Raw genomic sequence first — 14,016 nt, forward strand, 5'->3', positions numbered from 1 at the left:
GGATATATAAGATAATTCCCCTTGAACAATACGCCGTTTACAATTATCTAGGTTAATTATGGATCATCCGGGATTGCTTTCATATTCGGTGATCATCTCCCTGAGCCTTCTGGTGATAATGTCCTACCTGTTCGACATCCTGGCCCGAAGATCGCGCATTCCCTCGGTGCTGCTGCTGCTGACGGTGGGGATAGTCCTGCGCTTTGTCGGCAGCCACCTGAACATAGCCTTTCTCAACTCCCGGATGTACCTGGAGCTGTTCGGCATCATCGGAGTGATACTGATCGTGCTGGAGGCCACCCTGGAGCTGAGCCTGACCCGGGCCAAGCTGCCGGTGATAAAAAAATCGCTGGCTTCGGCGGTGCTGGTTTTCCTGGCCTCCTCGCTGCTGATAGCCCTGGTGATCAAGCTGGTGCTGAACGCCCCCTTCCAGAGCTGCTTCGTCAACGCGGTCCCCCTGGCCGTCATCAGCAGCGCCATAGTGATCCCCTCGGTCTGCAACCTGGGCCCCGATAAAAAGGAGTTCATGGTTTACGAGGCCACCTTCTCGGATATCATCGGCATCATGATCTTCAATTTCGCCATCCAGAAAAGCCTGTGGTCGGCCTCCTCCCTGTTTTCCTTCGCCGGCAACCTGACGGTCATCACGCTGATATCGGCGGTCTGCTCGCTGCTGCTGCTGCTGTTCATAGACAAGATCTCCGGGCACAATAAGTTCTTCCTGCTGCTCTCCATCCTGTTCCTGGTGTATTCTCTGGGAGAGCTGTTCCGCCTTTCGTCCCTGCTGCTGATACTGGTCTTCGGCCTGACCCTCAGCAACGTCAATCTGATCGTCCAGGGCCCCATCAAGCGGTATCTCAACCCCTATAAGCTCAATTACGAACTCCGGCAGCTCAAGCTGATCACCTCGGAATCGGCCTTCGTCATCCGGACCTTCTTCTTCGTGCTTTTCGGCTACTCCATCCACCTGGCCTATCTGCTCAACCGGGAGATCATTCTGCTGGGCAGCCTGATCATGGTCATGATCTTCACCGTCCGTTATTTTCACCTCAAGTACATCGCCCGGGTCAGCCTGTTTCCCGAGCTGTTCATCGCCCCCCGCGGGCTGATCACCATCATTCTGTATTACAGCATCCCCCAGCAGTTCGTGCTGAAAAGGTTCGGGGAGGGGGTGCTGTTCTTCGTGATCCTGGTCTCCAGTTTGATAATGATGGCCGGCCTGATGCACAGCGGCAGCCAGGGGACCGAGGAAACTGAAGGCCTGGACACATTAAGCAAAAACAATCCGCCGCTCACCCAATCGGAAGGAAACTGAGAGAAAAATGCTGCGATCCAAGGTAGCGGTACTGAAGGTCAAGCCGGATAGTATTCTGAATGATATCGCCCGGCTGATGGAACTGGCCGGTTTCCGGGAAAGCCTGGATCCCCAAAACGCCACCATCATCAAGGACAACATCTCCTGGCATTATCCCTTCCCGGCGGCCAACACCACCCCCTGGCAGCTGGAGGGTGTCATCAAGACCCTGCAGGACGCCGGGTATAAGGATATCTGCTGCGTGCAGAACAAGACCGTGGTCACCGACGCCTTCAAGGGCGAGGACCTCAACCGCTACCTGCCCGTCCTGAGAAAGCGCCGGGTTCCGGTGCTGTACAATTTCAGGGCGGGGGACATGAAATGGGTGCCCTATGCGCCCCGGGCCAGGATGCTGGCTCTGGACAAGATATTTCCCGAAGGGATACTGGTCCCGGACTATTTCTCCGGCAAAAACATCGTCCACCTGCCGACCATGAAATGCCACATCTACACCACCACCACCGGGGCCATCAAGAACGCCTTCGGCGGACTGCTGAACACCCGGCGGCACTACGCCCATTCCTGGATCCACCAGGTGCTGGTGGACCTGCTGGCCATCCAGAGGGAGATCCACCCCGGCCTTTTCGCGGTGATGGATGGGACCACCGCCGGCAACGGGCCGGGCCCCCGCACCATGCACCCGGTGATCAGGGATTATATGCTGGCCTCGGCCGACCAGGTGGCCATCGACGCCGTATCGGCCAAAATGATGGGCTTCGACCCCATGAAGATAGAATACATCCGGCTGGCCCACGAACAGGGGCTGGGCTGCGGCCGGCCGGAGGAGCTGGATCTGGCGGGCGACGACATCTCCGGGGAGAACTGGAATTTCAAGGTGGGCAAGAACCTGGTGCGCCGGGTGGGTGGTGATATGATCTGGTTCGGCCCCTTAAAGGGCATGCAGAACATCTTTTTCCGCACCCCGCTGGTTCATCTGTTCATCCTGGCCTCGGAGATCTATCATGACTACCTGCGCTGGCCGCTGCTGGACAGCAGGCTCTACCGCCGATGGCTGAAGAATACGCCCTGGGGCCGGCTTTTCGGCAGTTACCCCGAGAGGTAAGCGGGCTGAAGGCTTCTTTATAAGCTTGACAAGCTTCCCCTTAAAATATATAATGAACTTGCTATCTGTTCTCAAACATCCCCCTGAAAATCATCCTCAGGGGGGTATGAATTATAGGGCAATGCCCTGAACAAAACCTTAAAAACCTACGGAAGCATACTTATGTCCAGAGTGGTGACCACCAAAGAGGGCCTGGCCAAAATGAAGACCGAGCTGGAAAAACTGGTGTCGGTGGACCGGCCCAATGTCTCGGCCGCCCTGGCCCATGCCCGCAGCCTGGGCGACCTTTCGGAGAATTCCGAATACCATGCCGCCAAGGAAAAACAGGGCATGATCGAGCGGAAGATCCGTCAGCTGCAGACCGACCTGACCAATGCCGAGGTGATCGACCAGAGCAAGCTGGCCAAGGGGGTGGTGGTCTTCGGCAAGACCGTCAAGGTCAAGGACCTGGGCGACGGCTCGCAGGAGACCTACATCCTGGTGGGGCAGCATGAGGGCGATTTCGACCAGGGCAAGATCTCGGTGGAAAGCCCCATCGGCAAGGGCCTGCTGGGCAAAAAGGTCGGCGAGGTGGCGGAGATACAGGTGCCGGCCGGCACCATCAAATACAAGATAATATCTATCATCTAGGGTCTGATCTATCAGGCCTTGAACCATTGCCATAAATTAACCGCAACAACAAAGGAGCAATATGCCCGATATCAAGGTGGCGGTCCTGATGGGCTCCGACAGCGATCTTCCGGTGATGGAAAAAGCCATCGAGACCCTGAAGGAATTCGGAATAAAGCCCCAGGTGATGATCCTCTCCGCCCACCGGGTTCCCGATAAAGTGGCCGAGTTTACCAAAAGCGCCCGCGGCAATGGTTTCGAGTGCATCATCGCCGGGGCCGGGCTGGCCGCCCACCTGGCCGGTGCGGCGGCCGCCCACACCACACTGCCGGTGATCGGCGTCCCGCTGAAGTCCGGCGCCCTGGCCGGGGTGGACTCCCTTTATGCCACGGTCCAGATGCCCTCCGGCATCCCGGTGGCCACCGTGGCCATCGACGGGGCCAAGAACGCCGCCATCCTGGCGGCCCAGATACTGTCCATCAAATACCCCGACATCGCCCGGAAACTTGAGGATATGCGGGCCGGGATGCGCCAGGAGGTGGAACGGAAATCGGCCGAGGCCGAAAAGAAATACAACTGAAAGACGCCGCTTCGGGAATAAATCCTCAGGGGCTGACCATGTCCGATCAAGATCACCATCCCCGCTATGGCATAAAAAATCTATGGCTGCAGGCCGGCGAAAGTTATTACCCCTACGCCGTTCACCTGCATCGGGCCGAAGTGCTGGACCTGGTGGGCGATTGGCAGGGATCGCTGGCGACACTTGATGACAATTACGACTTCGCCCGGAAAGCCGGAGCCAAAAAACAGGAGGCCGATTCCGAAATAAAACGGATCCGGCTGCTCCGGTACATGGGGAGGAACAGCGATTTTCTTGAGCCTCTTAACCGGGCCATGGAAACCTACCGGGAATTGGGCGATCAATACGGCATCAATCAGGCTTTGAACGAGGTCGGTTTGGCTTACCGTTTTTCCGGAGATATTCCCAAAGCGGAAGAATGTTTTACCGACCTGATAGCCCGGTCAGAAAAGATCGCCGACACCAAACATCAGATGAGCGGACTGGGGAATCTGAGCCAGATCCACATGATCAACGGCAAACATGAGCAGGCTCTGAAATGCCTCGACCGCTGCATGGAGATCTCCCAGCGGCAGGATGACAACACCTTTTCCACCATCCTGCTGGGAAGCATAGGTAACGCCCACTTTTTCCTGGAAGACTACGACCTGGCCCTGGAGTATTACCGAAAGCAGCTTGCCTTGGCCTACAAGTACGGCGACCTGGCCAACATCAGCGTGGCGGTGGGAAACATCGGCAACATCCACAACCGCCGCGGAGAATATGATCGGGCCCTGGAATGCTACCGGGAAAAACTGGAGCTGTCGCAAAAACTTGGGTACGCCATGGGGATCCAGCAGGCCCTGGGAAACATGGGGTTGGCGCTGTCCGAATCGGGCAGATATCCCGAGGCCCGCCAGTGCTTCGAGCGCCAGCTGTCCATCTCCAGCCAAACGGACGACCCGGAAAGCATCGAAGGGGCCTGCAGCGGACTGGGGAATGTTTTTGCCCAATTGGGCGATTATGAAAATTCGGAGAAGTATTTCAAGCAGGCCATTGCCGTAGACCTGGAACAGGGATTTCAAAACGACCTGGCGGCGGATTACCTGGGACTGGCGGAGATGTATCTTAAAAAAGGCGCGGCCGTTCAGGCCCGGGAAGCGGCCAACTTGGCCCTGGCCGCCGCCCGGGAGATCGGCGATGACGAACTGGCGGCAAAGGCAATGCTGCTTCTGGAATAAGTGCCCGAGATCTGAAAAACATCCTGCCGGACAATAGTATTCAAACCTTAACCTTAAATAAAAGAGAGCCTCCGAATTCATGAAGACCATCACCCAGACCGATTTCCCGGAACTTAAAAAGGTATCCCAGGGCAAGGTGCGCGACATCTACGACCTGGGCCAGCATCTGCTGATAGTGGCCACCGACCGCATCTCGGCCTTCGACGTGGTCCTGCCCAACGCCATCCCCTACAAGGGCTATGTGCTGACCCAGATCTCCAAATTCTGGTTCCAAAAAATGTCCTCCCTTATGCCCAACCATTTGATAAGCACCGAGGTGGCTGATTTCCCGGCCCAATGTCATAAGTACCAGGACGACCTGGAGGGCCGCTCCATGCTGGTCAAAAAGGCCCGGCCCCTGCCGGTGGAGTGCATCGTCCGGGGATACCTGACCGGCTCTGGGCTGAAGGATTACCAGAAGACCGGCCAGGTCTGCGGAATAGAACTCCCAAAAGGATTGGTGGAATCCAGCCGGCTGGACCAGCCCCTATTCACCCCCTCCACCAAGGCCGAGATCGGCAGCCACGACGAGAATATCAGTTTTGATAAAATGGCTCAGATATTAGGCAAAGAAAAAGCAGAGAAAGTAAAAAAACTTTCATTGGAGATCTACACCGCCGCCCGCAAGATCGGCGAGGAGAAGGGCATCATCATCGCCGACACCAAGTTCGAGATGGGGGATTTTGACGAGGTGCTGATCCTGATAGACGAGGCGCTGACCCCCGACTCCTCCCGCTTCTGGCCTCTGGCCGGATATCAGGCGGGCTTGTCGCAGCCCAGCTTCGACAAGCAGTTCGTCAGGGATTACCTGAGCACCCTGGACTGGAACAAGCAGGCGCCGGGCCCGGAGCTGCCCCAAGAGGTCATCGCAAAGACCAGCCAAAAATACCTCGAAGCTTTGGATATCCTGACCGGAATAAAACCGACCATCTGATCTTGGAGGGAACCATGGAATATTACCGGATCCCGGCCTGGTCTGCCGTAATAATTGCCGCCCTGATGCATCTTTACAACATCGCCAAGAGCCGAGGCATGATCCAGCAGACCAGGGGCATCATCCGGACCAGCCGCGACCTGCAGCTGGTCCGGGAGGTCATCAACCTCAGCATGCAGCTGGCTATATACTACATCGCCATGTCGCTGCTGCTGCTGGCGGTCCTGGCCTATCTGGTGATAAGCGGACTCTCTTTCATCACCGCCATGGGGCAGCTGTTCCTCTTCGGGATCATCACCCTGCCCATGGGTCTGATCGGCAAACATTTCGAGGACCGGGTCCGCCGGATGGAGATACAGCCCCCCGATCCCGTGCTGCAGGAAACCTATTCCCGATACCTGGCCCAATGGAAAGAACCGCGTTTCAAGCTTCCGGATTGAATATTTTTTATAATAATTAGGAACCACTATGCTTCAGATTTTTCAGCGCGGCAGTACTTTGGGGATGATCTTCGGCTACGACATCTTCACCGGCATCATCATGATCGGCCTGCTGCTGGTCTCCGTCTTTTCCTGGACGGTGATAATCTATAAACGGCGCTCCCTGAACAATATCGCCAGGGCCAATAGAATATTCATGGAAAAGTTCAAGCAGCGCAAAACCTTTGACGACGCCTTTGCCTCATCCCACCCCGCTTCGCCCCTGTTCCTGATCCTGGCCGAGGGGCTGGCCGAGGCCCAGCGCCTGTCCGGCGGGCAGAAGCTGTCCTTCCCGCTGGAGGTGCTGCCCAACATCCAGGCCGCCATGGACCGGGCCATCGGCGATCAGGTGGAGGCCATCAGCCGGCGGCTGATCACGCTGGCCACCATCGCCAACGTTGCTCCGCTGATCGGGCTGCTGGGCACGGTCTGGGGCATCATGGTGGCCTTTGTGGACATCAAACATTTCGGCTCCACCAGCATCCAGGTGGTGGCCCCCGGCATCGCCGAGGCCCTGGTGACCACCATCGCCGGGCTGGTGGTGGCCATCCCGGCCTCCATCGCCTTCAATGCCTACAACAGCCGCATCCGCCACATGGCCGGCCAGATGGAGAATCTGTCCTCGGAGTTCCTGGGCGACCTGAGGGTCCATTCGGTGTTCGGAGGCAGGTAGACCCATGAGACGGGAGCGTTTCCACATCCCGCCCATGGATTCCATCAACGTCACCAACCTGGTGGATGTCTGCATGACCCTGCTGATCATCTTCATGATCACCGCCCCCATGATGCGCTCCGGGGTGGATGTGGCTTTGCCCAAGGCCGACTCCTCCAAGCCGCAGATCGAAGAAGGATTGACCATCGTCCTGACATCCGGCAGCAAGATACTGATCAACGACCAGCCGGTGTCCGGCAAGGCCTTCTCCCAGGTGGTCAAGGGACTGCTGGCCAAAAATGCCGCCCGGCCGGTCTACCTCAAGGCCGACAAATCGGTGCCCTACGGACTGGTGGTGGAGATCATCGGACAGTTGAAGGACCTGAAGGTCAACAACCTGGGCCTGGTCACCGAACCCAAAGCCAGCAAATGAAACGGGAGTTCTCCATATCGTTGTCCTTTCATCTGCTGTTGTTTCTGACAGTGATTTTTTTTGCCAGGGTCCTGAACCTGGCATCCCGGTCCTCCTATCCGGCGGTATACAAGGTCAACCTGGTGGCCCTGCCCCAGGTATCGGGAAGCGATGGCCAGGACATGGAGAGCGCTCCGATCCCGGAGGCCAAGCCCTCGGTCAAAAAAGAGCCAGCCGTGTCAAAGGCCAAGCCGCAGCCCAAAGCCAAGACCCCGGATAAAAAGCAAAGATCGGCCGGCGGCCCGCTGGTGCCGAACCTTCCCCAGGGCATGAAGGTGCTGGCCGCCGAAGGGGTTTCCCCGGAGGGGTCATATTACCTGGGCCTGATATTGACCAAGATCAGCCAGCATTGGCGCAACCCCTACCAGGGCGGCCAGCAGGTGATCCGGGCCACCATCTATTTCAAGATCGACCGCCAGGGAAACCTGCTGGAGGCCAGCCTGGAGAAATCCTCCGGCGACGCCCTGTTCGACCAGGCCGCCATCCGGGCGGTCTATCAGGCCAAGAACTTCCCGCCCTTCCCCCAGGAGATGAAGCTGTCGGTGCTGGGCGTGCATTTTGAATTTGAGTATGTGAAATGAGGCCTCTATTAGCTAATTGTATTTTATGAGATTTTGCAGCACCTGCATAATGCCGGCATCACAAGTGGTTCCGCTGAACGAGTCCGGCGTTTGCCGCTATTGCGCCGATCATGAAAAGATCGTATTCAAAGGAGAAGAACAACTATCGGCTCTTTTCAATAAGCTTAAAAGCAAGCATGGCAAATATGATTGCCTGGTGAATATCAGCGGCGGACGGGACAGCGCTTACACCCTGTTGAGCCTGGCTAAGGATTTCAAATTAAATGTTTTGGCGGTCAATTACGCCAACCCCTTTACCGACGAACAGGCCAAAAGGAATATCGAGCGGATGGTGGATATTCTGGGGGTCGATTTCTTTCAATTCCATCTGTCGGGAAATATACATAAAAGGATCCTTAAAAACAATATTTTGGCTTGGTTCAACAATCCTTCGCCGGCCATGGTTCCTGCCATCTGTATCGGCTGCAAGATCATTTGGCCGGAGATACTAAATATCGCGAAAAAGAATAATATTCACTGCATTGTCAACGGCGGAAACCCTTACGAATACACTTCATTCAAAAAGGAATTGTTGGGCGTTTCACATAAAGCCGGACTTGAAAAGACCTATCTTCAGAACATATTCGGATTGTGCCGGGAATCTTTTAAGAATTTGGCTTATTTAAAACCGGAATTTCTGCCCATCACCATCAAGGGATATCTTTTTGCCAATCAGTATGCGCCGGCTTCCCGCCTTTTGGCTGGTGATATCGAGAGAATCGATCTTTTCCATTATATGCCCTGGGAAGAAGAAACTGTGATCCGCCGGATAAAAAGTGAATTGGACTGGGACTCACCAAAAGATATAGGTTCCACCTGGCGCTTCGACTGTCAGATAGGACACCTCAAGGACTATATGTATATGAAAACACTCGGTTTCACCGAAAAGACCGATTTCTTTTCCATAATGGTTCGGGAAAATATTCTTACCAGGGAAGCGGCTTTTAAGAGGAATGCCCTGGAAAACAAGCTACATTACGATAAAATTGAAAGACTATTCACCAACCTCGGCATAACGAATATTAAACTGGCATAGAGGATTTTCGTTGAAAAAATATTTTGTGTTGATCCTGTGCAATATATTTTTGTTCTCTGCAGCCTCCGCCCAGACCGATGTATACCTTAAACTTTCCACCTCGGAAAGGCGGCCCATAGAGCTGGCAATCGCTCCCGTCCAGCCCCGGGGCAAGAACCCCCCGGAGGCGGTCGCCAAAGTTAAAGCGCTCATCGCTGTGCTGTCGGACGACCTGGCTTTCTCGCTGTACTTCCAGCTGATAGAATCACCTGACAGCGATCCGGGATACGGCTTCAGGAAAGGACAGGTCCAGGCCGGGGCCTGGCAGCTGCTGGGGGCCAAGATGCTGTTGATCCCCGAGCTGCGCAGCGACAAAAAGCAGGATCACCTGAAGGTCCGGATCTATGACCTGGGTGTGGGGCGCGATATCTTCACCAAGGAGATTGTGGTTGATCAATCCCGGGGCCAGGTCCACCGGCTCTGCGACGAGATAATAAAAACCCTTACCGGGGAGAACGGCGTGGCCTCCACCAGGATAGCCTTCTGCCAGAAGCACGGCCAGAACAAGGAGCTGGCCGTGCTGGACTACGACGGCCATAACCTGCAGAAACTGACCGCCCTGAACACCATCAACCTCTCGCCCGATTGGTCCCCGGACGGGTCGAAACTGGCCTTCATCTCCTTTCAGCGCAACCGGACCGAGATATACTCGCTGGACATGAGGGCCTGGAAGCTTCAGGCCATCTCCCAGGTCGAGGGGCTGAACACCTCCCCGGCCTGGTCTCCCGACGGGAAAAAAATGGCCCTGACCCTCTCCCGGGACGGCAATGCCGAGATATATCTTTATACCCTGGACAGCCGGTCGCTGCAGCGGCTGACCAACAGCTGGGCCATCGACTGTTCGCCGGGCTGGTCCCCCAACGGACGGGAGCTGGTGTTCACCTCCGACCGGCCGGGCAGCCCCCAGATCTATTTGATGGACGCCGACGGCTCCAACATCCGTCGCCTGACCTATCAGGGAAATTACAATACCTCCCCGGTGTGGTCGCCCAAGGGCGACAAGATCGCCTTCGTCTCCCGCATCAACGGGCTGTTCCAGGTCTGCGCCATGAATGTCACCGGCGACGGCTACACCCAGCTGACCTACGAGGGGGACAACGAGGATCCCTCCTGGTCGCCCGACGGCCTGCACCTGGCCTTCTCCTCCAGCCGCACCGGCAGCAGCCAGCTGTGGCTGATGCACTGGGATGGCTCCGGCCAGAAGGCCGTCACCAACCTTAGCGGGGCATTGATGCCGGCCTGGAGCCCCTTCCCGCCAACCCCCTGAACAAACTGGACCATGTTAATATAAATACAAGGAGGTGATCATGAAAAGAACCATCAATATCATCAGCGGGGTACTGCTGATCTCTTTGGTCCTGGCCGGCTGCGCCAAAAAGCAGGCCACCAAGCAGGAGGAGATGGTCCAGCCCGAACTTACCATCGAGAAACCGGCCGCCCCGCCGGCCGAGGAGAAAAAACCCGAACTTAAGATCGATTTCTCCACCGTTTACTTCGGCTTCGATTCATACTCCATAGAGGAGACCTCTGTCTCCCTGCTCACCGAGGCCGCCAAACTGCTCCGCAGCTATCCCCAGGTGGCGGTCAGGCTGGAGGGCCATTGCGATGAACGCGGCACCACCGAGTACAACCTGGCGCTGGGGGAGAAGCGTTCGATGGCCGTCAGGGATTACCTGGTCAATCTGGGGGTGGAGCGCTCCCGCCTGGCCACCGTCAGCTTCGGCAAGGAGAAGCCGGCCGACCTGGGCCACAACGAGATCAGCTGGGCCAAGAACCGCCGGGTGGAATTCGTGATCGAAAAGAAGTAACATGAAGAAAACCATCCTGTTAATTCTCTGCCTCCCCCTGCTGGCCGGATGCGGGGTCAAGAGGGAATATGTCCGGATGCGCGACCAGCTGGACTACCTGGAGACCAGCCAGAAGAAGATGGAGGCCCAGATGACCCTGATGGACAGCCTGCTTCGGGCCCAGACCGACATCACCTATCAGCTGAACGCCGAGCTGCGCACCCGCTGGGGATCGCTGAACGAGCGGATGATGAGCATGGACCAGCAATACCAGGACCAGCAGTCGCGGACCATGGTCCAAGCCCTGCCGCTGGGCTCCTCCCAACCGGACAGCAGGGGGATCACCCCGCCGGCCCCGCCGGATAAGCCTAAAGATAACGGCTCCAAGCCCGATCCCAAGCAGTTGTATGACACCGCCTATCTGGACATCACCCGGGGCAATTACGACCTGGCCATCGCCGGGTTCCGGGAATTTTTGAAGCTCTACCCATCCAGCAGTCTGGCCGACAACTCCCAATACTGGATCGGCGAAGGATATTACGCTCAGAAGAAATACCAGGAGGCCCTGGCCGAGTTCGAAAAGGTCCTGGCCCAGTATCCCAACCAGGATAAGGCGGCGGCTGCCTATTACAAGTCCGGCCTCTGTTACAGGGAGCTGGGACGGACCATGGAGGCCCGGAAAAGCTGGCAAACCCTGATAATCAAATTCCCGCGCAGCCCCGAGGCCGGACTGGCCCAGGACCGGATAAAAGAACTGCCCTAAACCCCATAACCATTTTTGGAGAGATAAGAATGCCCAAAGTTGCCGCCAAAAAAAAAGCCAAAAAGAGAAGCGGTGAGCGCCGGGCCCCGCTTTCGGAGAAGGAATTCCGGGATCTGATCGAGACCGGCCGGGCCACCGAAAAGGAGCGCCGGGCCTGGGAGGAGCGAAGGAAAAGATGAATTTTTTAAGGAATATCTTCGGAACCAAGGACGCCAAGGCCGGCCACGCCATCAGCCTTCAGCAGGGGGTGGCCGCCAATGCCCTTTCCATCCAGGCCCTGATAAATGTACTGGTGGCCAAGGATCTCTGCACCCGCCAGGAACTGTTGGATGAGTTGAAGAAGATATCCGGCCAGAACCAGCATCATGCCCGGCCAGGCAAATAACAGCACCCGGCTTTTCGCCCGGGCCGATCGGTTCTCCCGGCAGGGCAAGCGCAAGGAGGCCATCAAAGCCTACCGGGCGGTACTGGCCCTTCCGGAATTGAAAAACGGGGGCGATCTGGCCAGGGAACTGGCGCATTGGGGCCTGGCCGAGCTTTTAATCCTGGAGAGGGATACCGCCGAAGCCGAGAGCCACCTGCTGGCGGCCATCGGGCTCAATCCCGACGAGGCCAACTATTACCAGCAGCTGGGCTCGCTCTACAGCTATATGGATCGCTTCGAGGATGCCATCGCCCAGCTGAAGAAGTCCCTGGACATCCGGCCCGCCCACCCCCAGACCATGCACCTGCTGGGGTGGGCGGTCTTCATGTCCGGCGATCACAAGAGCGGCCGGCAGATATTGGAGCAGGCCGCGGCCCTGGATGAATGCGATGCCGGCATTCTGAACGACCTGGCGGTCTGCCTGGTGGAGATGAGATTATACGGAGAAGCCCTGAAACATCTGGACCGGGCGCTGGAGCTGGATCCCCATAACCAACTGCTTGAGTCCTACCGCCAGATGGTAATGGAAAAAAAGGCCTCCCTTTAGGGAGGCCTTTTTATTGTTTCTAATATTGTGGTTATTTAGCTATAGCCTGATTTATCCGACGGGTTTCGAGTGGTAACTTTTAAGACGAACAACGCAACGTTTCTCTGCTTATTGTTCGACGATTTGGTCTAAAAATAAAACGTGGCCCAGAGATCCATCTTGCCTTCATACTGCTTGCTGCCATACTCGGTGTTTGATCCTCCGGCAAAAACAACCGGCCAAAACACAAACTCCAGATTGGTTATCGGCTTGTAGCTGACCGGCAGACCGGCAGAATAGCTTTGGTCATCAAGATTATAAAGCAACTGAACGGCGGGCGTAAAATACAACATATTAAACGGCTCCTGCCACGACACCTTGAGATACAGGTACTCCCGCATCAGGTTCGGATCGCCAAAATATGTTTTACCGGTGTTCAGGGCGCTGGAGACGGCAATATTATTGCCCGAACTCACAGCCTTGTCTAAAAAATCCTGGTACTGTTCAAATTCAGCTTTGCTCAAGCCGGCTTCATTTTGGCAATATTCACCGATAGTGGTGATATTCCAGCTGTTCAGCCATCTGAATCCAAATAGATAAGATGAACCGTCAATGTTTTCTGTTCGTAGGCTGTCGTTTAGAAGATAGTATCTTGGCAGATTGGTGAAACGGCTGTACTCGCCGTGGATTTCCAAACTGGGAATAACATTCCGGGAAAAATCAAACCCGTATTCTTCGGGATTCACCCGACTGTAATAGCCCATCAGATCTATATCCGTGTTCCACAACAGTAAATATAATTTTCCGGCGATGTCGGTATTTTCCGCTTCCGCCACTTTGCCGTTGATGGTATTCGCTGAAGGCGCCAGGATCAGATCTACAGATATATTATCGAGCGCGCCACTGGCAATGCTTTTGGTATATTGGTAATTCATGGACAAAAGGCCAGATTGAGCCTGATCGGGATTCTCGGGGTCCTTTTGGGGGTTGACATACCCCACCGGGTTGAAGGCGTAGCCCTTGCCCCAATTGTACATCTTTTGCCCCAGCAGCAGGAACGAAGTGCCGGATATGCTTACATTCCCATACAACTCATGCAGATCAAAGTCCGCCTGGCTGCTGCCATAATACCCGGAATAGGTCTTTAGGTGAACCCCGACGTCTCCGGTTTGGTAGTCTCCGTTCAAATAGAAGTCGGCCCGGTACGACGACAGGACATCGGACAACGGCCGGCTGTAATACTGAAGGGCGTACAGCGCCGATCCTTTTCTGCTTTTGGCCAGCAAATACCTGGCGTCAAGGCTGCCGCTCAATTCCAGGGTCTCTTTTGTGGTTTCCGCCGGAGGTACCTCAAAAGAATAATCATCGGCCCGGGCAAGAGCGCCGAAGAGCAGCAGGCAAAACAACCCCGTCAAGGCC

The 14,016-nt window shown here is 56.0% G+C and carries 18 protein-coding genes; 17 read left to right on the forward strand and 1 reads right to left on the reverse strand.

The window, feature by feature from the left end; all coding sequences use genetic code 11:
• The first annotated feature begins 58 nt into the window (after window positions 1–58).
• The 17 genes from RDU76_00790 (at window position 59) to RDU76_00870 (ending at window position 12,618) form a co-directional block, all read left to right on the forward strand.
• A complete protein-coding gene (locus RDU76_00790) occupies window positions 59–1,315 on the forward strand; it encodes a cation:proton antiporter (protein MDQ7797463.1) in 1,257 nt (418 codons plus the stop codon).
• A 7-nt stretch (window positions 1,316–1,322) separates the two neighbouring features.
• Window positions 1,323–2,417, forward strand: coding sequence for a DUF362 domain-containing protein (locus RDU76_00795; GenBank protein ID MDQ7797464.1), 1,095 nt, complete (start codon window positions 1,323–1,325; stop codon window positions 2,415–2,417).
• A gap of 162 nt (window positions 2,418–2,579) precedes the next feature.
• The gene (gene greA, locus RDU76_00800) at window positions 2,580–3,047 is read left to right on the forward strand and encodes a transcription elongation factor GreA (GenBank protein ID MDQ7797465.1); all 468 of its coding nucleotides are present in this window, start codon (window positions 2,580–2,582) and stop codon (window positions 3,045–3,047) included.
• Window positions 3,048–3,108: 61 nt separating this feature from the next.
• Window positions 3,109–3,606, forward strand: coding sequence for a 5-(carboxyamino)imidazole ribonucleotide mutase (gene purE / locus RDU76_00805; protein MDQ7797466.1), 498 nt, complete (start codon window positions 3,109–3,111; stop codon window positions 3,604–3,606).
• Window positions 3,607–3,644: 38 nt separating this feature from the next.
• Window positions 3,645–4,826, forward strand: coding sequence for a tetratricopeptide repeat protein (locus RDU76_00810; protein ID MDQ7797467.1), 1,182 nt, complete (start codon window positions 3,645–3,647; stop codon window positions 4,824–4,826).
• Between the two features lie 79 nt (window positions 4,827–4,905).
• Window positions 4,906–5,799: a phosphoribosylaminoimidazolesuccinocarboxamide synthase gene (locus RDU76_00815; protein MDQ7797468.1), complete on the forward strand. Its 894-nt coding sequence runs from the start codon at window positions 4,906–4,908 to the stop codon at window positions 5,797–5,799.
• Window positions 5,800–5,813: 14 nt separating this feature from the next.
• Complete coding sequence (locus tag RDU76_00820) at window positions 5,814–6,239, forward strand: hypothetical protein (protein MDQ7797469.1); 426 nt, start codon at window positions 5,814–5,816, stop codon at window positions 6,237–6,239.
• Between the two features lie 28 nt (window positions 6,240–6,267).
• Window positions 6,268–6,951, forward strand: a complete 684-nt coding sequence (locus RDU76_00825; GenBank protein MDQ7797470.1) for a MotA/TolQ/ExbB proton channel family protein — start codon at window positions 6,268–6,270, stop codon at window positions 6,949–6,951.
• A gap of 4 nt (window positions 6,952–6,955) precedes the next feature.
• On the forward strand, window positions 6,956–7,363 hold the full coding sequence (locus tag RDU76_00830) for a biopolymer transporter ExbD (GenBank protein MDQ7797471.1): 408 nt from the start codon (window positions 6,956–6,958) through the stop codon (window positions 7,361–7,363).
• Entirely contained in the window at window positions 7,360–7,983 is a 624-nt protein-coding gene (locus RDU76_00835) for a TonB family protein (GenBank protein MDQ7797472.1), read from the forward strand. The genes RDU76_00830 and RDU76_00835 overlap by 4 nt, the downstream gene beginning before the upstream one ends.
• Before the next feature lie 49 nt (window positions 7,984–8,032).
• Window positions 8,033–9,058, forward strand: a complete 1,026-nt coding sequence (locus tag RDU76_00840) for an ATPase (GenBank protein MDQ7797473.1) — start codon at window positions 8,033–8,035, stop codon at window positions 9,056–9,058.
• A 10-nt stretch (window positions 9,059–9,068) separates the two neighbouring features.
• The gene (gene tolB / locus RDU76_00845) at window positions 9,069–10,364 is read left to right on the forward strand and encodes a Tol-Pal system beta propeller repeat protein TolB (protein MDQ7797474.1); all 1,296 of its coding nucleotides are present in this window, start codon (window positions 9,069–9,071) and stop codon (window positions 10,362–10,364) included.
• 40 nt (window positions 10,365–10,404) lie between these two features.
• Window positions 10,405–10,905 carry a peptidoglycan-associated lipoprotein Pal gene (gene pal, locus RDU76_00850; GenBank protein MDQ7797475.1) on the forward strand — a complete coding sequence of 167 codons (501 nt, stop codon included), beginning with the start codon at window positions 10,405–10,407 and terminating at the stop codon, window positions 10,903–10,905.
• Between the two features lies 1 nt (window position 10,906).
• Window positions 10,907–11,647: a tol-pal system protein YbgF gene (ybgF, locus tag RDU76_00855; GenBank protein ID MDQ7797476.1), complete on the forward strand. Its 741-nt coding sequence runs from the start codon at window positions 10,907–10,909 to the stop codon at window positions 11,645–11,647.
• A 29-nt stretch (window positions 11,648–11,676) separates the two neighbouring features.
• On the forward strand, window positions 11,677–11,826 hold the full coding sequence (locus RDU76_00860) for a hypothetical protein (GenBank protein MDQ7797477.1): 150 nt from the start codon (window positions 11,677–11,679) through the stop codon (window positions 11,824–11,826).
• Window positions 11,823–12,032, forward strand: a complete 210-nt coding sequence (locus tag RDU76_00865; GenBank protein MDQ7797478.1) for a hypothetical protein — start codon at window positions 11,823–11,825, stop codon at window positions 12,030–12,032. Before RDU76_00860 ends, RDU76_00865 begins: the two co-directional genes overlap by 4 nt.
• Window positions 12,013–12,618: a tetratricopeptide repeat protein gene (locus tag RDU76_00870; GenBank protein ID MDQ7797479.1), complete on the forward strand. Its 606-nt coding sequence runs from the start codon at window positions 12,013–12,015 to the stop codon at window positions 12,616–12,618. Before RDU76_00865 ends, RDU76_00870 begins: the two co-directional genes overlap by 20 nt.
• A gap of 128 nt (window positions 12,619–12,746) precedes the next feature.
• On the opposite strand, the gene RDU76_00875 is transcribed toward RDU76_00870, so the two are convergent.
• Entirely contained in the window at window positions 12,747–14,012 is a 1,266-nt protein-coding gene (locus RDU76_00875; GenBank protein ID MDQ7797480.1) for a hypothetical protein, read from the reverse strand.
• Window positions 14,013–14,016 lie beyond the last annotated feature (4 nt).

The organism is Candidatus Edwardsbacteria bacterium, assembly GCA_031082425.1.
Lineage (GTDB): Bacteria > Edwardsbacteria > AC1 > AC1 > EtOH8 > UBA2226.